General features: G+C 40.5%; 21 protein-coding genes and 1 tRNA gene. 2 read left to right on the plus strand and 20 right to left on the minus strand.

What is annotated here, in order from left to right; genetic code table 11:
- Positions 1-2: 2 nt before the first annotated feature.
- Together DV740_RS04035 and DV740_RS04040 are read left to right on the plus strand one after the other, a co-directional pair.
- Positions 3-1,052, plus strand: coding sequence for an ABC transporter substrate-binding protein (locus DV740_RS04035; RefSeq protein WP_022243219.1), 1,050 nt, complete (start codon positions 3-5; stop codon positions 1,050-1,052).
- A gap of 161 nt (positions 1,053-1,213) precedes the next feature.
- On the plus strand, positions 1,214-2,131 hold the full coding sequence (locus DV740_RS04040; RefSeq protein WP_117841122.1) for a DUF5688 family protein: 918 nt from the start codon (positions 1,214-1,216) through the stop codon (positions 2,129-2,131).
- Here DV740_RS04040 and glgA read toward each other — a convergent pair.
- The 20 genes from glgA to DV740_RS04140 all read right to left on the minus strand — a co-directional run bounded on the left by glgA (position 2,121) and on the right by DV740_RS04140 (position 23,305).
- Entirely contained in the window at positions 2,121-3,560 is a 1,440-nt protein-coding gene (gene glgA, locus DV740_RS04045) for a glycogen synthase GlgA (protein WP_117841123.1), read from the minus strand. The genes DV740_RS04040 and glgA overlap by 11 nt on opposite strands.
- A 444-nt stretch (positions 3,561-4,004) precedes the next feature.
- The gene (gene spo0A, locus DV740_RS04050) at positions 4,005-4,802 is read right to left on the minus strand and encodes a sporulation transcription factor Spo0A (RefSeq protein ID WP_117698575.1); all 798 of its coding nucleotides are present in this window, start codon (positions 4,800-4,802) and stop codon (positions 4,005-4,007) included.
- A gap of 221 nt (positions 4,803-5,023) precedes the next feature.
- Positions 5,024-6,313, minus strand: a complete 1,290-nt coding sequence (gene spoIVB / locus DV740_RS04055; RefSeq protein ID WP_158561507.1) for a SpoIVB peptidase — start codon at positions 6,311-6,313, stop codon at positions 5,024-5,026.
- Between the two features lie 135 nt (positions 6,314-6,448).
- Positions 6,449-8,125, minus strand: a complete 1,677-nt coding sequence (gene recN, locus DV740_RS04060; protein WP_118087496.1) for a DNA repair protein RecN — start codon at positions 8,123-8,125, stop codon at positions 6,449-6,451.
- 33 nt (positions 8,126-8,158) lie between these two features.
- Positions 8,159-8,611 (minus strand): arginine repressor, encoded by a 453-nt coding sequence (gene argR / locus DV740_RS04065; RefSeq protein ID WP_022243225.1) that lies wholly within the window; start codon positions 8,609-8,611, stop codon positions 8,159-8,161.
- Between the two features lie 14 nt (positions 8,612-8,625).
- A complete protein-coding gene (locus tag DV740_RS04070) occupies positions 8,626-9,480 on the minus strand; it encodes an NAD(+)/NADH kinase (RefSeq protein ID WP_118087497.1) in 855 nt (284 codons plus the stop codon).
- Between the two features lie 4 nt (positions 9,481-9,484).
- Positions 9,485-10,285, minus strand: coding sequence for a TlyA family RNA methyltransferase (locus DV740_RS04075; RefSeq protein WP_118087498.1), 801 nt, complete (start codon positions 10,283-10,285; stop codon positions 9,485-9,487).
- Between the two features lie 5 nt (positions 10,286-10,290).
- Positions 10,291-12,156, minus strand: a complete 1,866-nt coding sequence (dxs, locus tag DV740_RS04080; RefSeq protein WP_118057366.1) for a 1-deoxy-D-xylulose-5-phosphate synthase — start codon at positions 12,154-12,156, stop codon at positions 10,291-10,293.
- Positions 12,157-12,186: 30 nt separating this feature from the next.
- On the minus strand, positions 12,187-13,074 hold the full coding sequence (locus DV740_RS04085) for a polyprenyl synthetase family protein (RefSeq protein WP_118087499.1): 888 nt from the start codon (positions 13,072-13,074) through the stop codon (positions 12,187-12,189).
- The gene (gene xseB / locus DV740_RS04090) at positions 13,074-13,325 is read right to left on the minus strand and encodes an exodeoxyribonuclease VII small subunit (protein ID WP_117698581.1); all 252 of its coding nucleotides are present in this window, start codon (positions 13,323-13,325) and stop codon (positions 13,074-13,076) included. Before xseB ends, DV740_RS04085 begins: the two co-directional genes overlap by 1 nt.
- Positions 13,322-14,539 carry an exodeoxyribonuclease VII large subunit gene (gene xseA / locus DV740_RS04095; RefSeq protein WP_117947083.1) on the minus strand — a complete coding sequence of 406 codons (1,218 nt, stop codon included), beginning with the start codon at positions 14,537-14,539 and terminating at the stop codon, positions 13,322-13,324. The genes xseB and xseA overlap by 4 nt, the downstream gene beginning before the upstream one ends.
- The gene (gene nusB, locus DV740_RS04100; RefSeq protein ID WP_197420811.1) at positions 14,536-14,931 is read right to left on the minus strand and encodes a transcription antitermination factor NusB; all 396 of its coding nucleotides are present in this window, start codon (positions 14,929-14,931) and stop codon (positions 14,536-14,538) included. The genes xseA and nusB overlap by 4 nt, the downstream gene beginning before the upstream one ends.
- Before the next feature lie 97 nt (positions 14,932-15,028).
- Positions 15,029-15,406 (minus strand): Asp23/Gls24 family envelope stress response protein, encoded by a 378-nt coding sequence (locus DV740_RS04105; RefSeq protein ID WP_022243233.1) that lies wholly within the window; start codon positions 15,404-15,406, stop codon positions 15,029-15,031.
- Positions 15,407-15,428: 22 nt separating this feature from the next.
- A complete protein-coding gene (locus tag DV740_RS04110; protein WP_118087500.1) occupies positions 15,429-17,393 on the minus strand; it encodes an EAL domain-containing protein in 1,965 nt (654 codons plus the stop codon).
- Positions 17,394-17,395: 2 nt separating this feature from the next.
- Positions 17,396-17,875, minus strand: a complete 480-nt coding sequence (locus DV740_RS04115) for a hypothetical protein (RefSeq protein ID WP_118087501.1) — start codon at positions 17,873-17,875, stop codon at positions 17,396-17,398.
- A gap of 46 nt (positions 17,876-17,921) precedes the next feature.
- The gene (gene metA / locus DV740_RS04120; protein ID WP_022243236.1) at positions 17,922-18,854 is read right to left on the minus strand and encodes a homoserine O-acetyltransferase MetA; all 933 of its coding nucleotides are present in this window, start codon (positions 18,852-18,854) and stop codon (positions 17,922-17,924) included.
- 78 nt (positions 18,855-18,932) lie between these two features.
- Complete coding sequence (ligA, locus tag DV740_RS04125) at positions 18,933-20,906, minus strand: NAD-dependent DNA ligase LigA (RefSeq protein WP_117841135.1); 1,974 nt, start codon at positions 20,904-20,906, stop codon at positions 18,933-18,935.
- Between the two features lie 22 nt (positions 20,907-20,928).
- A complete protein-coding gene (locus DV740_RS04130; RefSeq protein ID WP_117841136.1) occupies positions 20,929-21,669 on the minus strand; it encodes a pseudouridine synthase in 741 nt (246 codons plus the stop codon).
- Between the two features lie 148 nt (positions 21,670-21,817).
- A complete protein-coding gene (locus tag DV740_RS04135) occupies positions 21,818-23,095 on the minus strand; it encodes an SH3 domain-containing protein (RefSeq protein ID WP_117841137.1) in 1,278 nt (425 codons plus the stop codon).
- A 138-nt stretch (positions 23,096-23,233) separates the two neighbouring features.
- Positions 23,234-23,305: transfer RNA gene (locus DV740_RS04140), tRNA-Arg, on the minus strand.
- Positions 23,306-23,319: the final 14 nt, after the last annotated feature.

Genomic DNA, 23,319 nt, shown 5'->3' on the forward strand with positions numbered 1-23,319 from the left:
AAATGAAGAAATTCTTATTTTCATTTATGCTTATTGCTGGTCTCCTTACTCTTTCCGGCTGTGGACAGAAAGAGGATGAAAATGCACTTGTTATTTTAAATTATGGAAAATATATAGAGCCGGATGTTATCCAGCAATTTGAAAAAGAAACCGGTATTACCATCAAATACGAAGAATATGAAAGTCCGGAGGAAATGTATACCAAATACAAAGCGGGTTCCATCAAATACGATTTAATCTGTACCTCCGACTATATGATCCAGAAGCTTATCAATGAAGGTGAAGTCTTAGAAATGGATTATGATAATATTCCACTTTACGAAAACATTGACCCGACCTATGTGGAATTTTCCAAGGCCTTTGACCCGGAAACGAAATACACACTACCTTATTTCTTCGGCACACTGGGTATTCTCTACAATAAAACCATGGTAGATGAAGCTGATATGGACAGCTGGAATGTTCTCTGGAATCCGAAATATAAGGGACAGATTATCATGGAAAATTCCGTCCGCGATACCTTCGTTCCTGCACTCCGGCTTTTGGACTATTCCATCAATACTACGGATGAAGATGAATTAAACGAAGCACTTTCCATGCTTTGTGACCAGAAAGATTTAGTCTACTCCTATCTGGTAGATTCTTCTGCCGATGAAATGATTGCCGGAAATGCTGCCATGGCTCTTATTTATTCCGGAGAGGCTGCCTATGCACAGGATTATAATGATGATCTTGATTATGTGGTTCCGAAAGAAGGTTCCAATATGTGGATGGACTCCTGGTTCATTCCCAAAACCTGCCAGCATAAGGATGCTGCAGAACAGTTTTTAAATTATCTCTGTCGTGAAGATATCGGTATGGAAAACTTTGACTATGTCTGGTATGCTACACCAAACACCGCTGTTTATGACGAACTGGATGAAGAGGTTCAGGAAAGTACTACTATTTTTTCTGATCAGGAAACTTTAGAAAACTGTGAAATTTTTAACAGTCTTGATGTCCCGGCTACAGAAACTTATGACTATCTCTGGAAGAAATTAAAATCTTACTAAAATATTCTGGTCTCTAAAAGATTAGAAATTTTTTAGAAAAATTTCATATTACGTTTCTTGTTATTCAAGACACAAGATGATATATTGAAAGTCCATTGGAATAATCCATGGACTTTCTTTTCTATTTATTCATTTTTACCATTTCTAACCAGGAGGTCTTTATGACATATCAACAATTTCTTACTGAAATCCAGTTACAAATTCATTCTCTGTTTGATACAGATGTTACGATTCAGCTGCATAAAATCCAAAAAAATAATGGCGTTACTTTGGATGGACTCACTATTCTGCAAAAGGGCTGCAACATTTCTCCCACTATTTATCTCAATGATTATTACAAAGAATATCAGGCAGGAAAAAGCATACATAACATTATTTTACATATCCGGGAAATTTACCGGGCTTACCGTCCCAGCAGCTCTGTCGATGTAGCATTCTTTACTAATTTTGAAAATGTACGGCACCGCATCCTCTTTAAACTGATTCACTATCAGAAAAATGAGGAACTCCTCAAAGAAATTCCTCATTTTCGTTATCTTGATTTTGCAGTTGTTTTTTATTGTCTTTTATCTAGTTCAAGTCAGGGAAACGCCACTATTCTGATTCGTTCCACTCATCTTTCCTACTGGAACGTCTCCGCAGATGCGTTATATTCTTATGCCTTAGAGAATACGCCGGCACAGCTTCCTGCTGATTTTGAACCATTAATGCCATTACTCAATAAGCTTATGCCAATGCCCTTTCCTGCAGATAGCATGGAAGAAGAATCCGAAACACCGCTTTATGTATTAACCAATAAAGCCAGACTCTATGGTGCTTCCTGCATTCTCTATCCAAATCTTTTAGATTCCATTGCAGATAAGCTCACATGTGACTTCTATCTGATTCCAAGCAGTATCCATGAATTTCTGATTCTTCCTGTTCTGCCCGGAACCTGTATACAGGATTTAAATGCTATGATTCATGAAGTAAATTCCACTCAGGTTGAGGAAGAAGAAATCTTATCCGATCACGCTTATTTCTATTCCCGCTCTGAAAAGCTTCTTACTTCTATGCCAGAAGAAAGGACTACAATCTAGCATATAATTTTTCATATTCCTTTGCAGAACTGGACCAGGAGAAATTCTGCTCCATGCCACGTCTTGCGATATCCAGCCACCCGGTCCGGTTCTCATGGAATACCTGATATGCATAAAGAAGACTGTCACGCATTTCATGAGCATTATAATTTGAAAAAGTAAAACCTGTTCCGGTATGCTGATACTCATTATATGGCTCTACGGTATCCTTTAAGCCACCGGTCTCGCGAACCACCGGTACTGTTCCATAACGAAGGCACATCAACTGGCTCAGACCACAGGGTTCAAATAAAGATGGCATCAAAAAAGCATCTGATGCTGCATAAATTCTATGTGCTGCTTCTTCGGAATACATAATATTTGCCTTCAGTCTGTCCGGATACCTGCTCTCATAATAACGGAACATATTCTCATAACGTTCCTCTCCGGTTCCTAAGGCAACAATCTCAAATTTACCGGAAGAAAGCAGTTCATCCATCATATAATCTACCAGTGCAAATCCCTTCTGCTCTGTCATTCTTGAAACAATTCCAACTAACATCACATCATCCGAATACGGAAGATTCATATCCTTTAAAAGTGCCTGCTTATTTTTCCGCTTGCCCTCTTCTAAATCATTGGCATCATATAAATAAGCAATCTTTGGATCCGCTTTCGGATTATATTCATTATAATCGATTCCATTAATAATACCGCTTAATTTATAGCTGTTACTGCGAATGAGACCATCCAAGCCTTCGCCACCATCCGGAGTTGTTATCTCATAAGCATATGTAGGACTTACCGTTGTTACAGCATCTGCATATACAATACCACCCTTCAGATAATTGCCCTCTCCATAGGATTCTAATTTATCCGGTGTAAAAAGAGCATCCGGCAATCCGGTAATATCTTTTACTGCTTTTAGATTCCAGCGCCCCTGGAACTGTAGATTGTGTATCGTAAATACCGTTTTCATATTCTGGTAAAAAACATTTTTCTTATAGATATTCTCCAGATATACCGGAACCAGTCCCGTCTGCCAGTCATGGCAATGAATAATATCCGGCTGGTAATTCATATGCGGCAATGCTTCTAATACTGCCTTTGAGAAAAATGCAAATTTTTCTACATCTTCGTAAATATTATTATACGGTCTGTCTCCCGCAAAATAGAATTCATTATCAATAAAATAATACTGGATTCCATCTTCCTTTGCCTCCAGTATTCCTACATATTGTTTTCGCCAGCCCAAATCTACATAAAAATGCAATATATGATGCATTTTCTTACGCATATCCTCACGGATACACATATACTTCGGCAGCATGACGCTGACTTCATATTCATTTTTTGAAAAATATTTTGGCAGTGAACCTGCTACGTCTGCAAGGCCGCCTGTTTTGATAAATGGAACTGCCTCTGATGTAACAAATAATACCCGCTTCATTTCTGTTACCCCCAAATCTGATACCCTTTTTACAAATACGCTGCGCATCTTCGAAAGCCTACGGCTTTCTCGATGTACGGGCATTCGCCCTATCTACGCTCACACTCGCAAATCCGCTGCGCTTTCTTTCGCAGTGCATCTTCGAAAGCCTACAGCTTTCTCGATGTACGGGCATTCGCCCTATTTACGCTCACACTCGCAAATACGCTGTGCTTTCTTTCGCAGTGCATCTCGAAAACCATTGGTTTTCTCGATGTACGGGCATTCGCCCTATCAGCCGACAGAAATACGCGATACTTTGTGCAAGCACAGTATCGCGCATTTCTGTCAGCTGCACTGCTCATTGCTTACGCTCATTATACCACGTTATGGGGGAGCAGAAAATACCTAAAATGTCTGATTCAGACACCATATTTTGCTGCCGTTTTTGTAGAAACCACCCTTTTAATACGCTTTATATTCCAGGCGGATTCTGTCTGCAATCAGTGCTATAAATTCTGAATTCGTCGGTTTACCTTTTCCATTGTTTATCGTATACCCAAACAGCTCATCAATCGTGTCCATTTTGCCACGGCTCCATGCCACCTCTATTGCGTGTCGGATAGCACGTTCTACGCGGCTGGCTGTTGTCTGATATTTTTTTGCGATTGTCGGATAAAGTATTTTTGTAATGGAATTAAGCATTTCAATATCATTTACCGACATAATAATTGCTTCACGCAAATACTGATATCCTTTGATATGTGCCGGAACTCCTATTTCATGTATAATATTTGTCACCTTACTTTCCAGATCCTCCGGTTTTGCCGAAGGCTTTTTCTCATATGCTCCGACTTTTTTTGATTCCGCAGCATTCATTCCCCGGAGCACTCTTGTACTTTTTATCCGATTGATAATCATATCATTATCGAAGGGCTTCATAATGTAATAATCCGCCCCCAGATTAAATGCATCTTCTGTAATCCGGTCCTGTCCTACCGCACTGATAATAATAAAACTAGGACATTTTCTTATGGATTTATCTTTTTTTACTTTTTCTAACAGTGCAAGTCCGTCAAGTTTTGGCATAACTATATCCAATAAAACAACATCCGGCTGTTTATGTTTGATAATCTCATATGCTTCGACCCCGTTCTTTGCCGTACCAACCACCTGCAAATCCTTATCGCTGGCTACGATTTCATCTAAAAGCTGTACCATTCTCTCGTTATCATCTGCAATTGCTACATTTAATTTTTCCATGTCAAACCTCCTGCCGTTTCCACTCTTTTGTACAAAGATGAAACTACTTGTATTTAAACACAACTTTTCTGTCGTTTCAAGCTAAAGCGTTCATCTTATTTCGACATCAATATTGCCCGGAAGACAACGGCTGCCTTCTTCCCCTTATACATTTTGTATCATAATTATATCCTGATATAAATTATGTCGAAACATGTCGTTAAATTATAAACTGTTTTTTCTTATGGATTCGACGTTTTCCCCACTTCTAACATATCCTCAATAAAAATACCATACCCCTTCTTCGCATCATCGACGAACACATGGGTAACTGCACCTATCAGCCTTCCGTTCTGAATCACCGGGCTGCCGCTCATTCCCTGTACAATACCTCCGGTGCTCTCTAACAGTGCCGCATCCTCTACTTCAAATAAAATGCTTTTGTTTTCCTTATTCTTCCGATAATTAACTTCCGTAATTCTTATCTTATAATGCGCTATCGTTCCGTCGATATCACTGATAATTTCTGCTTCTCCAGGTTCAATATCCTGCTTATAACCAACCGGATAAGCTACGGCATTTTCCAGCAAATTATTTTTTTCATGTAATATTCCATAGATTCCTCGTTCGCAGTTCTCCTCAATATCTCCCATACAATATTTTTCTTCATAATTAATGACTCCTGATAATTCACCCGGTTTACCGGATTCTCCTTTTACGATTCCCACCAGCCTGCTGTTATAAAGTTTTCCCGTCCCCACTTCCAGCATACTTCCGGTATCCATGTCTGTTACCGCATGTCCCAGTGCCCCATAGCTTCCATCCTGGCTGATATAGGTAAGTGTTCCGATTCCTGCCAGATCATCCCTTACCCAGACTCCTAATTTATACGTTTCTTCTTTTGACAATTTCGGCTGTATATATAATTCTAATGTTTCTCCATTTCGACGTATCCGAAGCACTAAAGATTTTCCTTCACATTTATCGACAGCATCCATTAACGCCTCCTTATTTTCAAGTTCTACACCATCTACTGCACAGATATAATCTCCACTCTTTAAAACATTCTGTGCCGGTGCATACAGCACTCCATCCATCCCTTCAAAATTTCCCGTTCCGATGACAAAGATGCCATCCGTCTGCACATAAATACCAATATTTTCCCCGCTGGCATAGACCTCCTGTTCCGCTACAATATCTGCCTGCACATCCTTTATGGGAATAATTCCAAAGAGCTTTGCTCGTAAAACAACCGTATCTGAAGCCATATCTATTTCATTTCTTTCGGCACCAGCCTTGTCCATGCTGCTTTGCAGATGCTGATTTTCCATTACAGATGTATCGATAAATCTCTTTCCGGAATCCCGGCATTCGAAGGTCACCGGCATGGAAATGTCCAGTTTACTTAAATCACCATCGATAAGTTTTACTTCATCCGGAACCATATTTAACATAAGCTGGTAAGCAAATACCAGCCAGACAATCACTATAATCTGCCATATATTTTTTATGCTTTTTCTTATTAATCTCATCCGCATTATATTTTCCTCACTACAGGCATAATAACTACAGGAAACTCTCTTTACAGCTTTCCCGCGTAAAATAAAAACAGGATATTCATTGAATATCCTGTTTTTATTATGTGTATTATTGTTTGATTCAATCGTTTATTTTTTAGCATTTTGTGCCAGGTTAAGCATTTCTCTTGCACTTTCCAATACGGTGTCTGTAATCCTCACTCCACCAAGCATTCTTGCTAATTCCGTTACCTGCTCATCCTCGGTGAGTCTTCGTATGGTAGAAATGGTTGTCTCTTTTTCTACGGATTTTTCAATACTGAAATGGGCATCTGCCATTGCAGCAATCTGCGGCAGATGTGTGATGCAGATTACCTGATGATGTTCTGCAATCATATGCATTTTTTCAGATACCATCTGCGCCGTCCTTCCGCTGATTCCTGTATCAATTTCGTCAAAAATCAAGGTTTCTATTTCATCATTTTTAGCAAGCACTGTTTTTAATGCCAGCATAATTCTTGATAATTCTCCACCGGATGCTACGCTGCCAAGTGGTTTTAATGGCTCTCCCGGGTTGGTTGCAATGACAAATTCCACTTCATCAAAGCCATCTGCTCCAAAAGTCTCTTTCTGTTCAAATTTCATTTCAAAACGAACATCTAAGAAGTTCAAATCTACTAACTGCTCCCTGATTTTTTCTGCCAGTTCCTTCGCATATTTTTTGCGGATTGCAGATGCTTTTTCTGACTGCTTCTGCAATGTTTCTTTTAATGCATTTTCCTGTTGCAGCAGCTTCTTATGATACATATCAAAATTTTGTAATTTTTCTGCCTTTTCCTGCTTTTCCTCTAAAGATGCTAAAATTTCATCTATCGTATGACCATATTTTGCCTTCAGATGATTGATTTCATCCAGACGCTGTTCTGTCCCGGCAAAAGTCTCATCATCAAATTCAGCCTCATCCATATAGTCTGCAATTTCCCGGTTCAAATCATTCAAAAGATTATCAATTTCCAAAAGTTCATCTGCCATCCCACGAATTGCATCATCATAATCTGCCACAGATGACAATTCTCTATGAGCTCTTCCGGTCAGCTCCGATGCACTGCCGTCTTCCATGCTGAGTAATCCATGGGCTGCATGAATTGCTTCCATGATTTTCTTTCCGTTCAGAAGCTTCCGGTATTTTGTTTCTAAAACTTCATCTTCGCCAGCTGTTAATGCAGCTTCTTCAATTTCATGGATTTCATATTCTAAAAGAGATAATTCCCGCATCCGGCTCTCTTCATCCAGAGAAGCTTCTTCTAACTCTTTCGTAACTTCACGGTACTTTTTATAAGTTTCTTTCAACTCACTTTTGATGTCCGACAGTTCATTTCTTGCATAATCATCAAGGATTTCTAAATGCTTCTGTTTCTTAAGCAGCGACTGGTGTTCATGCTGTCCATGAATATCAATCAGCAACGCAGAAACTGCTTTCATCTTTGATGCCGGAACACTTTCCCCATTGATTTTGGCGATGCTTCTTCCTCCGGAAATCTTTCTGCTTAAAATCAGCATATCATCCTCCGGATAAACATCAAGCCCGGAAAGTGCTTTCTTTAAAGCATCTGATTCTACATCAAAAATCAGCTCCACAAAGGCATTCTCCTCATTATCCCTTAACATCTCTTTGGATACCTTTTCTCCCAGAGCCAGATTAATGGAACCAATAATAATTGATTTTCCGGCTCCCGTCTCTCCGGTCAGGATATTTAACCCTTTTTCAAAATCAACTTCCGCCTCATCAATGAGTGCCAGGTTCTTAACATGCAGGTTTCTTAACATATTTTCTCCTTCTACTCTCTCTCGTCTTCCGTTCTAATCTTCCATAATCCGGCGAAGACGTCCCATTAACGCTGTGGTATCCTCTACGGTACGGACAGCGCACATAATTGTATCATCTCCAGCAATGCTTCCTACTATTTCATGGCAATCCATGGCATCCAATGCTGCCGCAACTGCCATTGCCATTCCGGATACCGTCTTAATCACAAGAATATTCTGTGCCATATCCATAGATACAAAACCATCCCGGAATACACGGACATACTTTTCTGTCATGTCTTCCTTATTTTCAGATAAAGCTACATATTTCTGACGGCCATTGCTCAATGCTACCTTAGTCAGTTTTAACTCTCTGATATCCCGTGAAACCGTTGCCTGTGTCACATGATATCCTTCCTGCTCCAACTTTGCTGATAATTCTTCCTGTGTGCCTATCTCATTCTTCTGAATTAATTCCAGAATCTTTGCATGTCGTCCTATCTTCATTACAGTCCCTCCTGTTATGTATAATTCTGCATCTTTTTCCGCAAAATTTCAAGGAAACTAATCTTACTCAAACGAATAATCCCTACGGATTCTTCTGCCTTATGCACTATAATTTTGTCTCCAACCTTAAGTTCCACTCCGGAATCTCCATCGAAGCTCACTTCCACCTGCTCATCCCGCTGGCTTCTCCGCATGCCTACTTCAATGGTAATTTCATCTTCCGGTCCGATTACAATGCTCTTGGAATTCAACGTATGTGCATTGATCGGTGTCAACAGCAAAAGGTTGGCTTTCGGGTCCACAATAGGGCCACCTGCCGACATACTGTAACCGGTGGAACCGGTTGGTGTTGCCACAATGATTCCATCCGCCTTAAAATTATAGAGATACTCTCCATTTACATAAACATTCAGATTCACAATCTGAAGTGCTCCCGTACGATGGATGACCACATCATTTAACGCAACCCTCTGAATCTTCTCTCCGCCACTTTGTACGGTATAGCCATCTAAAAGCATTCTCTGCTCTATGGTATAACGGTCAGCCATCAATTCATCAATTGCCGGGAATATCGTATTCTCTTCTACCTCACACAGATATCCAAGCTTTCCTAAATTAATTCCCAGCAGCGGAATATTTTTCTTTACCAGATTGCGTGCCGCACGAATTAATGTTCCATCTCCACCAATAACAAGCACTGCCTCGGTTTCTGTTGGAATTTCTTTTTCCACTGATTCCGCTTTTTCTTCCTCAAAGCTGGCAAAATAATCACAGGTTCCTCCCTTACGCCTGATGTAATCTATAATCTGATTGGTAAAAATAAGTTCACTGTCTTTTTGTGCGTTTACAATTATGAAAAAATGCTTCATATATCTAGGACAATGATGTATGTGCCTCCTCTACGATGGCATCCACATCAATGGTCTCCTCCTTCTTGCTCTCGCTGTTTTTCTCAATATATACCAGATATTCAATATTTCCCTCCGGACCCTTAATCGGTGAATAGGAAAGATTATGAACGGAAAATCCATTTTTCAACGCAAAATCAATTACCTTATGGATGACTTCCTCATGTACCTTTGGGTCACGGACAACACCTTTTTTTCCTACCTTTTCCCTTCCGGCCTCAAACTGTGGCTTAATCAGGCAGACCATTCTTCCGCCGTCCCGCAGCAGCTCCCTTGCCGGTACCAGTACCTTGGTAAGAGAAATAAAAGATACATCAACAGATGCAAAATCAAGGACATCTGCAATATCTTCCGGCGTCACATAACGGATATTGGTTTTCTCCATGCAGACAACCCTTGGGTCATTTCTTAATTTCCAGGCAAACTGTCCATATCCTACATCTACAGAATATACCTTCACTGCACCATTTTGCAACATACAGTCAGTAAATCCGCCGGTGGATGCGCCGATATCCATGCAGACCATTCCCTCTAAAGAAATATCAAATTCCTTCATTGCTTTCTCTAACTTCAGTCCACCACGGCTGACATATTTTAATGTATTTCCCCGGACTTCAATTTCTGCCTCTGTATCAAAATTTGTTCCTGCTTTATCCTCTCTCTGTCCATCCACAAAGACATTTCCTTCCATAATCATAGTCTTTGCTTTTTCCCTGGATTCTGCCAGTCCCTTCTGTACCAAAAGAACATCCAATCTTTCTTTCATCGTTCTTACTGTGCCTTTCTGTCTATAATCTTACCGATAATTCCATCTGCATCAATTCCTGTTTCTTTGCGGAGAAGTTCTACATTTCCATGCTCTACATAAACATCCGGTATTGCAATATTTAAAACCTCCATGGAACCATCTCCATTTGTATTCATAAATTCCAATACATGCTCTCCAAAGCCTCCGGATTGCACATTTTCTTCCAGCGTAACCAGAAGCTTATGATTCTTCTGCAGCTTAAGAAGCAGTTCTTCATCAAAAGGCTTCACAAATCTTGCATTGACAAGAGAACAGGAATAACCTTTTTCTTTTAATTGTTCCCTTACGGTAAGTGCTGTCTTTACCATGCTTCCTACTGCCAAAAGTAAAATTTCACTTTCTTCAAAAAGAACTTCTGCCTTACCATATTCTAACGGTGCCCGGTATTCCTTTAATTCATCAAAGGCTTCGCCTCTCGGATATCGTACTGCAATCGGTCCGGAAAAATCTACCGCATATTTTATCATATCTGATAATTCCCACTTATTCTTAGGTGCTAAAATTGTCATATTCGGCAGACAGGAAAGATAAGATAAATCAAAGATTCCCTGATGAGTCTCTCCATCACTGCCCACAAGTCCTGCACGGTCAATGGCAAATACTACATGCAATTCCTGTATACAGACATCATGCAGAATCTGGTCATATGCTCTTTGCAGGAAAGAAGAATAAACCGCTACAATCGGTTTTAAACCGGCTGCTGCCAATCCTGCAGCAAAAGTCACTGCATGTTCTTCTGCAATTCCCACATCAAAGAAACGTTCCGGGAACATATTCCGGAATCTTTTTAGTCCGGTTCCATCTGCCATTGCCGCTGTAATGGCAACCACTTTTTCATCCCGGTCGCCCAATTTACGCATAACCGTAGAAAAAATATCGGTATAATTGGCTTTTACCCGTTTCACAAGAGGCAGTCCTGTCTCAACATCAAAGGCTTCCGTTCCATGAAAACGTGCCGGATGGCGTTCTGCCGGAAGGTATCCTTTTCCTTTTTCCGTAATCACATGTACCAGAACCGGTCCTTCCACCTTAGAGGCTTCTTTGAATAATTTCACCATGGCAGGAATATTATGACCATCTACCGGTCCTAAATAAAGGATTCCCATATTTTCAAAGAGCATGCCCGGAATCACAAGCTGCTTGATTCCATTTTTGGTCTTACGGATTTTCTCAACAATACGTTCTCCATATTTCGGAATGCTGTTCAGGGAATTCGTAATACCATTCTTTAATCCCTGATAAGATTCTGCGGTACGAAGTCCGCTTAAATATCTGGATACACCGCCGACATTTTCCGATATAGACATCTTATTGTCATTTAAAACAATAATCAGATTTGACTTTAATTTTGATGCATTATTCAATGCCTCATAAGCCATTCCGCCGGTCAATGCACCATCTCCGATAACAGAGATGACTTTGTACTTTTCTCCGGTAATCTCCCTTGCCATAGCATAGCCTAATCCTGCGGATATGGAAGTCGAACTGTGTCCCGTATCAAAGCAGTCGCAATCACTTTCATGACGTTTGGGGAATCCACTCATGCCGCCGTATTTTCTCAGTTCATCAAAACCGGCTTTTCTTCCTGTCAGTAATTTATGGGTATAAGACTGATGTCCTACATCCCAGATAATTTTATCCTCTGGTAAATCAAAAGCAAGATGCAGTGCCATGGTAAGCTCTACCACGCCAAGATTGGAGGCAAGGTGCCCACCGGTTTTTGATATTTTATCAATCAAAAAAGAGCGGATTTCCTCTGCCAGAATCGGAAGTTCGTTTTTATTTATCCTTTTTATATCATTTTCATGCTCAATCTTTTCCAGCACCATGTATCTTTACTCCTTTGGTTTCTGAAGTTCTTATTTTTCCCTATGAATCAGATATTCTACCAGATGAATCAGAAATTCATTTTTTACCACCAGTGATTCTAATAAATTCACTGCATGTTTTGAATATCGTTTCACATCTTCCTGTGCTTTTTTCAATCCCTCATATGTAACATAAGTTGCCTTTTCGTTTTTGGCATCACTGCCAACCGATTTTCCAAGCACTTCCTGATTACCGGTAACATCTAAAATATCATCCTGTATCTGGAATGCCAGACCAATCTCTGATGCCGCCTCTTCGATAATCTTCTGCTCGCTTTTCGTGGCACCTGCAAGAATTGCACCGATTAACATAGACGCTTCAATCAAAGCACTGGTCTTTAATTTATAAATAAAATCTAACTGGTCTCTGGTGACAGACTGTGTTTGATCCGTTTCCACATCTACGGTCTGTCCCCCTACCATACCATAAATTCCGGCTTTCTGTGATAATACAAGCAATGACTTTGCCACATTAGGCGTCTGTTCCGTCTGTAATGCTGTCAATGCTGTCTCATAGGCAAAATTCAAAAGACCATCCCCGGCAAGAATTGCCATAGCTTCTCCATAGACAATATGCGTTGTCTTTCGTCCGCGGCGGTATTCATCATTATCCATTGCCGGCAGATCATCATGAATTAAAGAATAAGTATGAATCATCTCAATGGCTGCCATGAATGGCTCAATTACCTCTGATTTTCCACCAAACATGCGGTAAGTTTCCAACATCAGCATTGGTCTTAACCGCTTTCCTCCTGCAAGAAAACTATAATTCATGGCTTCAATTACCTGCTTCTGATAGCCTTCTTCCTCCGGAAGATATTTTTTTATGATGTTTTCAATCTGTTCTGTCCGCTTTGTAAGCTCTGCTGTCATATCCATTAAAATTCCTCCAGCATTCCCTGTTCATTCAACACTAACATTTTCTTTTCAATCGAATCTATCCGCTCACTGCAGTGTTTCAGCTTCTTCATGCCCTGCTCATAGCAGACAAAGGATTCATCCAGAGAAATGTCTTCCTCCATATGTGCAATCAGCTGTTCCACTTCTGCAAATAAATCCTCTAAATTCTCATTTTCTTTTTTTTCCGTTATATTATCTGTCTCATTTTCATTGATTGTATAATCTGTCATCTTCCGATTTCCTCCTGGCATATGATTTCTTCTACTCTTGCCTTAACGGTTCCGTCTTTTACACTGATCTGCAATTGTTCTCCTTTTGAAACCTGTGAAACACTTTTTAAACCATTCTGCCGGCTGTCAGAAACATATGCATATCCCTGTCCCAATCGTTTCAATGGCGAAATATCATCGAAATGCTGGGCTAACATCCGAAGTCTTGCCTTATTCTTATCTAACTGCTGTGTCATGCCATGCTCTAAGCGAAGCTGTAATTCCCCCAGATACTGTTTCTGACTGTTCAGACGATATACAGGACTCTGTTGCATTAATCTTGCCTTCAGTGTCTCCATGCGTCCCTGTATCACAGCAATTTTACTCTTCATGCTGCGCATCAGATGTACCCGGTCAGTCTGTATCCGCTGTAACATCTGATTCCTGTCATATACCGCAAGTTCTGCCGCTGCAGACGGAGTCGGTGCCCGCAAGTCTGCCACATAATCCGCAATGGTGTAATCCACTTCATGTCCCACTGCAGAAATAACCGGTGTTTCACATTCAAAAATTGCCCTTGCAACAATTTCTTCGTTGAATGCCCATAAATCCTCTATGGAGCCACCACCACGCCCCACAATGATAATGTCCAAATGCATGGCATCCAATGCATGAATCCCATTTACAATGCTTTCTTTGGCACCCTCACCCTGTACCAGTGCCGGATATAGAATAAGCTGCACATAAGGATTTCTTCGTGCAGCAATATTACGGATATCCTGTATTGCAGCCCCGGTAGGTGCTGTAACAATTCCAATACGTCCGGCATACTGCGGAATCGGTTTTTTATACTCTTCCGCAAACATGCCCATTTCCTCAAGTTCCTGTTTCAATTGAAGAAATCTGGCATATAAATCCCCTGCACCGGCAAGTGTAATTTCTTTTGCATATATCTGATATCTGCCATCACGTTCAAATACTTCAATAGAACCTGTTACCTCGACTTTGTCGCCATCCTTCATACGAAAGGATAAACCACCCCGGTTACCGGCAAACATAATTGCACTGATGGCACTGTTATTTTCCTTTAAAGTAAAATAAATATGACCGGAGGAATGATATTTACAATTCGATACCTCACCCTTCACACATACCTGATGCAGGACAAAATCCTGGGCAAACATATTTCTGATGTATCGGTTAATCTGGGTTACCCCATATACTTTCTTTATCATGCGATTTTTGCCAATACTCCGTTGATAAATGCCGGTGAATCATCTGTTCCATATTTTTTTGCCAGTTCTACTGCTTCATTGATGGCTACTCCGGTTGGAATATCCTCTTCATATTTCATCTCATATACAGCAAGACGAATCAGGGTCAGATCAACTTTGCCCATACGGGTTGTTTTCCAGCCTTTGGATGATTCATTGATAATCTTATCGATTTCCTCTAAAACAGCAATAATCTTATTAAATTTGTCTTCAATATAACTCTCATCCGGCTTCTCAATCGGTTCATTCTCTTCGATAAACAGATTCATCTGCTCTTCGTATTCCTTCTCACTATGAAATTCCACACGGAATAACATTTTAAATATCTGTTCTCTGATTTCTCTCCTGCTCATGTTGTATCCTTTCATTATTGGTCTTCCATGTAACTATAAAAAAGAATGCTTTAACAGCATTCTTTATTATACTACATCTGCGGTTATCACAAAAGTTTTATTTCGTATTTTTCATGTCAACCGTTGCAATTCTGACGTTAACAATTGCTACGGATAATCCTGTCATAGTCTCAATTGCAGATTTTACTTTCTCCTGTACCTTCTCAGATACTTCCGGAATAGAATAACCATAAGAAATATTTAAAGCTACTTCTACGCTGACCGTTTTCTCTGCCACTTCTACCTTAACACCCTTAGATAAATTCTTCATTCCAAGTTTGCTCACCAGTTCATTGGTAATATTGCCAGCCATGGATGCAACTCCTTCTACTTCTGTTGCTGCAAGTCCTGCAATAATAGCAACGACCTCATCTGCCACATGTACTTCCCCAAGGTTATCTTCTTTTATTTTAACAACTTTTCTATTATCTGCCATCGTTTTGCCTCCTACAAAAATATTATGTGGTTATTATATCAGATAATTCATTTTTTGAAAACCTTTCCGCATAATATTGTGCATTTTCCCTGCGTAAAAGTTCTAAGAAATCTCTGTCCGGAATCGGCTTGGAATAAAAATATCCCTGCAGATAATCACAGTGCTGTTCTGTCAGATAATCTACATATTCCTGGTTTTCTACTCCTTCTACCACAATCTCAAGCCCAAGTTCTTTAATCATGCGGATAGTATTACGCAATGCAATCATTGCCTTTTCATTTTTAAATGCTTCCCACAGAATGGTTTTATCAATTTTTACGATACGGAATGGAAACCGGAACAGATAATCCGTATTGGAATATCCCGAGCCATAATCATCCAAAGAAAACTCAATGCCCTGCTTATGCAGTATCTTGATATTGTTTTCCAACATATCACTATGGGCTGCCGCTGTCTCAGTAATCTCAAGATTGATCTGGGCTGGTGCTACATGATACTTCTTCATTATTTCCGTCAACCTCTCGGCAAGATTTTCCTGCATACACTGCACCACAGACAGATTTATTTCTATATACTGTAAGCCATAGTCTGTAAGCTGCTTTTCCCGGATAAAACGACAGACTGTCTCAAATACAAATTCTCCAATCTGCATAATCATTCCGCTCTTTTCTGCAATTGGAATAAATTCTTCCGGAGAAATGTAGCCCATACTCTGATCTTTCAGCCGGACCAGTGCTTCCGCAGATACGATTCTGTTTTCTGTCACCGAATAAATCGGCTGGTAAAAGACTTCGAAACCTTTATGGTCTACTGCATCATTCAAAAGTTTCCGGATACGAAGTTCCCTCTTTGGCCGGTCAATATCCATCTCAGCAGTCTTTAATACTACATTTCCATTTTCAGATGATATTGAACGCATATACTGGATATAGTCAATTAATCCATTCAGATTATTCGTATCACGCGGACACACAATACTGCTGATATGAATCCGGAATTTTGTCTCTACACTGCCGGAATGCCATGGCTGTTCAAACCGGTTCAGAATCTGCCGGATCAGTAAGGAAGAATCAATATCCTTCTTCTTCCGGTCTAACGCCAGCACATATACGCTCTGTGAAAACTGGTAAATACGTGAATTGTCGATAAGCTTACGAAAAAATGCCGCCATTTCCTTCAGGAATTCATTGACGGAATCATTTCCCAATGTCTGCCGCATCACCTTTAAATTATGCACTTTAATGACAAGCATCGGAAAACGCTCACTTCCTAACAGGCGTTCCTCTGACTCTTTTAAAAATGCCCTCCGGTTCATAATTTCAAGCTCCGGCACCGTATATTCCTGTGGTCTTTCCGAAGAAATCAGATATAAAAGTACACACATTGCCATTCCAAAAAACTGAAACCGGAAACCCGGAAATGCAATATGAAGCACCAGTGTAAATACACTTACAACTGCAAATACAGTCGTAGAGAATAATAATTCAAAGCTGAGCCTTTTCCGGAAACGAACCAGAAACACTTCCCCCATCAGATAAAAATAAATCATACAAAGGTAGAATAACATAATTCCATTCTGTCTCTGATAGCTGCCATCCGTTCCCACTTTAAAAAGATATGGTATAAATAACTGTACTACCAGCAATGCGATTACAATCCAGGCTGGTACAAACAACCATCCCTTTTCCTTCCGGATAAAGCGTTCCACTCTTCCTGTCAGGCACAGAATATACAAAAGATAAGCTGCCGCTGCCACAACCTGTCCTAAAATACAGATATAGAGCAGGACTGTAGTTCCTGTTTTTCCAAAAGTAATTCCCTCCCAGAACAGTAAAAAGTCGCTGGTAGACACAACAAGCAGAGCATACAACATTACGCGGTATACCCTGCTTTGAAAATTGTCACTGTATTTTCTTAAATGATAAGCAACTAATGCAGTCAGAAGAACAAATGCAGCCGCAATATCGTAGTATACTAAATGCTCCATTCTTATCCCTCACACTCTGCATAAATATTATCTGAAAGATATTTTACATCACTGAACGGTTCCTGCTCTGTTGTTTCTTCTGCCATTCCTGCCGCCTTTATCTTCGTCAGTTTGTCGATATAAAAATCCACAGCCTTCTTTGACTCTTCGAAAGTATATAACGCTGCCGGGGAATTCCATTCCCTGATATAAACCTTGTTGTAGTCAATATAAGCAATCATGGCAAAATCGCCGTCTTCGGGGTTTAGAAATGTCTTCTGCATGGATGCATGCATATCACAGCCACGGATGATTTTATCCCCTTTGTTTTTCTTCTGCCCGGTTACAGCTTTTGCAGACTTCTCTCCGGATTCCGTTTTATTTCCGGATGCCTTCTTTTTCTTCTGGTCTTCTTCCACCATCCGGTCTATGGCATCTGCTGCACGATTCATTGCTTCGAAAATATCAAGTTGTCCCTCTACACCTTTTTTCTCCGTTTTCATTGTGCCCCCTGTATTTTCTTAAGCCTTTTTCCAAAAAGAAATCTACTTATTTTCCCACAATTTTTCTGGTATTGATATAATCATATGGTGTCTGCTGATACACATAATAATTCAGCCAGTTTGCATATAACATATTACCGTGTGAACGCCACTGCAGTAATGGTTTTGCATTGATATCATTGTCCGGATAATAATTCTCCGGCATGGCAATATCCATCCCTTTCTGCAGATCACGCTTATATTCCTCATCCAATGTATAACGGTCATATTCCGGATGTCCCATCACAAAAATTTTGCGTCCCTCATTGGCAATTGCCAGAAATACACCTGCTTTTTCTGATTCTGCAAGAATGGTAATATCCTTTACCTTCTCAATATCCTCTTTACGGATTCCGGAATGTCTCGAATGCGGTGCCATAAAGCGGTCATCAAATCCCCTTACCAGTGGTACTTTGCGGTTCTTTACCTGATGTTCGAAAATTCCAAACATTTTCTCATCCAGCATATATTTTGGGATACCATAGTGATAATAGAGAGCAGCCTGTGCGCCCCAGCATAAATGCAGGGTTGATGTTACGTGGGTCTTAGACCACTCCATAATATCACAGACTTCCTTCCAGTAATCCACCTCTTCGTATTCCATGGTTTCTACCGGTGCACCGGTTATAATCAGTCCGTCCAGATTCTCATCCCAGATTTCATCCATTGTCTGATAAAAATGATTCAGATGACTCATGGATGTATTCTTTGATTCATGGGATGATACCGTTAAAAAGGTAACATCAACCTGTAATGGTGTATTTGCAAGTGAACGCAGCAACTGCAGTTCCGTTTCTTCTTTTAATGGCATCAGATTCAGTATTCCAATCCGGATTGGGCGGATATCCTGATGTTCTGCTCTTCCCTCATCCATAACAAACACATTTTCCCTTTCCAGAATCTCTCTGGACGGTAAATCGCTCATTATCTTAATCGGCATATTATCTAACCTCTTTTCATCATATACACATATCTCATTTCATAATACCTTAATTTTACGAATACTTCAATATGCAATTCACTTTCCGAAACGTTCCACAAACATATCTTCAGAAATAATCGGAATGCCAAGACTCTTTGCTTTCTGATTCTTTGATGATGTGGATTCAATATCATTATTCACAAGATAATCTGTTTTCTTAGAAACACTGCCGGTAACAGAGCCGTTCTGGCTCTCCACATACTCTTTAAATTCGGTACGGTTTTTAAACTGATGGACATCACCGGTAATGACAAAGGTAAGTCCTTCACAGGTTCCTCCCTCTGTCACCTTCGGCTCTACTTCCGCAATGTTTAATATTTCTTCTAATGCAGCTACCGTATGACGGTTTTGATTCTGTCTGTACCAGTCCAGCATGGAAGTCGAACGCTCCGGTCCGATTCCGTCAATATCCTCAAATCCTTCCCCTGCATGCAGTTTCTGAAAGAAACCTCCTGTGCCAAGGGCAGCAATCATTTTCTTTCCTGCATCGGTGCCAATCTGCGGAATGCATAGTGCATAAATAAAATGTACCGGATCAACGTTTTTGCTCTTTTCAATTGCCTGCAGCATATTGTTACAGGATTTCTCGCCAAATCCGTCTAAAGAGCGGATTTCATCCGCATGATTTTTAAGAGTATAAATATCTTCAAAATAATGGATATATCCTAAGTTCATAAACTTTAGCATGGTCTGTATGGACAATCCGTCAATGTCCATGCCAGGCTTGCTGACAAAGCGGCTGAATTTTTTTACATGCTTTGCGGTACAGTCCGGATTCGTACAATGTAAAGTCTTTGTTCCGCTGTGTTCACTGATTCTGATTTCCGTTCTGGCATGGCATACCGGACAGAATTCCGGAATCGTAAAAGTTCCTTCCTTTTTCTTTACGCCGATACATTTTGGAATAATCTTATTTGCTTTAATAATATCAAGTGTTGTCTTCCCATCTTCTCCGATTCCAAGACGTTCCATTTCACTGATATTACAAAGGGAGGCGCGGCTTACGGTGGTTCCCTCCAGTGCAACCGGCTCAAATACTGCTACCGGAGAAATGGTAGATGCCGCACAGGACCACTCTACATATTTTAATGTGGTCTCCGCAGAGACATCCTGCCATTTAAACGCATAACCGGCTCTAGACGCATGATGTCCGGTAACATTACCGGTCTGGGCATAATCATTATCTTCATAACAGATAACCAGTCCATCTACCGGAATATCCATTTCACCATCTTCTACCTTCTTTGTCCAGCGTTCTACAACTTCCTCCAACCCTTTCGCATCGGTCAATTCATGTGCTACTGTCGTAAATCCAAGCTTCTCAAGATAATCCATCCGTTCTCCCCAGGATGACATTGTTTCATCCAGATGCACCAGTGTAAATGCATAAAAATGAATATGGCGTTCCTTTACTTTATCAAGATTGCTCTTATCCAGACCTAAAGTGCCGGATGCAAGATTTCTCGGGTTGGCATATTTTTCATCATCATCTTCAATGGTATCATTGATTAATTCAAAATCTGTATAGGTAATAGCCGCTTCGCCACGGACTACCAGATGTCCCTTATATTTTACAGTCTTTGGAATCCCTTCAATGGCATCCTTCATAAATGTGATATTGCTGCCGACGGTTCCATTTCCTCTTGTTAAAATCTTAACAAGTTTTCCGTTATCATAAGTTACTACCAATGTTAATCCATCCAGTTTCCAGGATAACCAGACCGGTCTTTCTCCCGCCCACACCTGTAAATCAGAAATCCGTTTCGTCTTGGCAAGGGAAAGTGCCGGATATTCATGCGCTTCCCGTTCACCATTGCTTTCCTCAAATCCGGCATTCTGTGTCGGACTTTCCGGCAGAATATATCCTGTTTTTTCTTCTAACCGGGTCAGTTCGTCAAACATGCCATCCCATTCATAGTTTGACATAATTTCATCCTGTCCATTGTAATATGCTTCGGACGCCTCATTTAACGTTTTTACCAGTTCCTCGATTCTCTTCTTCTCATCCATGGATATGCTCCTTACCCTCAATCTATTTTGGCATTACTGTTGTATTGCTGGAATTTAAAATGCGCCGGTTCAGCTCAGTCCACTCTTCCGCCGTTACTCTGCGGTACTTTCCTTTTTTGAGACTGCCCAGTTCTATATTCATAATGCGAACTCTCTTTAATTTTACTACTTTATATCCGCAATACTCACACATCCGGCGGATCTGCCGGTTATACCCCTGGGTTAATATGATTCGGAATTTACGCACATCCAGTTTTTCTACTGCACATGGTCTTGTAACCACACCAAGTTCTTCCAGTGGAACTCCCCCGGACATTTTCTTTAAAAATGTCTCCGTTATGTCATGATTTACGGTAACTTCATATTCCTTTTCATGCATATTCCCGGCACGCATCATCTTATTTACAATATCCCCATTATTTGTCAATAATATAAGTCCCTGGGAATCTTTATCCAGTCTTCCTACCGGATAAATACGTTTCGGATAATGAATATAATCAACAATATTGTCTTTTTCGTCTTTTGCAGCAGTGCAGACAATGCCCACCGGCTTATTAAATGCAAGAAGAATCATTTCCTCTTCTTTTTTTATTGTTTTTCCATCTACACACACCCGCTGTCCCGGCATCACCTTACAGCCGACAGAAAGAACTTTTCCATCTACCGTAATACGTCCCTGCTCAATCAGACGGTCCGCTTCTCTCCTGGAACAATATCCTGCTTCACTTAAAAATTTATTGATTCTGATTCCGTTTTCTTCCATCAATATTTTCACCCTGTGTAAATTTTCTCGCTGCCCGCGGAACAAAGAATGTGTCTTGGTACATCCTCGCGGAGCGTTTTTTACTTTACAGGAAAGCAATTTCCTGTAAAGTAAAAATAACGGAGGTCCTAAGACCTCCATCTATTTATTATTTTAAGAACTCTGTCTTAACATATCCTTCTTTATCTTTCCAGGTAACTTTTGTCCACCCTTCTGCATAGCTCATCTGAACAGTAACAGAATCTCCTGCATAAGCAACTCCAACCTTGGATGCGGTCTCACTCATAGAGGAACGGATATTAACCGTATTGGTTAATGTAATCTTAGTGCCAGCTGCGATTCCGCTGGTGTCTGCCGCCGGCTCCTGTGCCGGTGCTTCTGTTGAAACATAGTCACTCTTTACATATGCCGGTGTGCCATTGTAATCAATGCTGCTCCATCCATCTTCTGTCGTACCGGTTCTTGTCAGTGCAGTTCCCTTTTCAACTGTTCCAAGCAATGCTCCGGACTCATTCGGTTCCTGTCTGACATTTACTTTATCCAGTGTATATACCGTCTCCGTTGTCACTTCCGGCTCAGCTGGTGTCTCTGGTTCCACCGGTGCCTCTGGTTCCGCCGGTGTCTCTGGTTCCGCCGGTGTCTCTGGTTCCGCCGGTGTCTCCTCTGTTGCCGGCTGCTGCTGTGCCTGTGCCTGTGCGATTGCTGTTGCCCATGCATTATATGCATCAGCAATTGTAACCGTTACCATATTAGAAAGATTTTCATCTGAAGCAATTGCTTTTTCATAATTTGCCTGTACTTCTGCCTGTAATGCAATGACATCTTCCTGTGTTTCAAAACTACTGATTAAGTTTTCCACATTATTATCGGTCGGCTGTTCTTTATAATGACGGTTAAAGCTGCTGTATAAGTTATCAATATAAAGTGCTCCCTGCTCATTCTTCTTTACATAGAAGAACTCCATACCAGGTGCTGTAGTATCTACTCCTGCGAATTTCAAATCCAGCGTTACACAGACAAGATAAGAATCTGCTTCTAATCCTGACTTAGTATAACATTTGATATTCTGATAACTCTCTGCATACTGTGACATCATGGTAATCAGGCTCTGTTCATTCTCGGAAACAGGTGTTGCATAGGTCTGTAATGTTGCCAGATCACCTGCCGCATATGCATTGTAATAATTCTGCATCAGGGTATTGATTTCCGGAACGGCATCTACCTGAAAGCTCTCTGATTCGGTACCCTGTTCCGTAGAAAGTCCATTATCTTTATCTTTATTTCCACTGCTGAATTTTATCATTACTACTGCCAATACAACAAATAATATTACTGCAGTAAAATATTTCCAGTTCTTCTGAAAGAAACTACTTATATCATTCTTTGATATCTTACTCATTTTTTCTTTGATTTCTGACGCTTTCATATCTGTCCTCCTAACCTTACCCATAACCCCCAAAAAAGTATGCTTTGTGAGCTGCCCGTGTAAATAATGAAAAACGTTTCTTATAAGTTTTGCGGGACATAAATCCCGCAAAAAAATGTGTTAATATAAATTATAAAATGCACCCGGCGGGAATCGAACCCGCATTATCAGAGTCGGAGTCTGACGTTCTATCCATTAGACTACGGTTGCAGCTTATTTATACT

It is taken from the genome of Roseburia sp. AF02-12, assembly GCF_003461765.1.
In the GTDB taxonomy this organism is placed as follows: Bacteria; Bacillota; Clostridia; order Lachnospirales; family Lachnospiraceae; genus Roseburia_C; species Roseburia_C amylophila.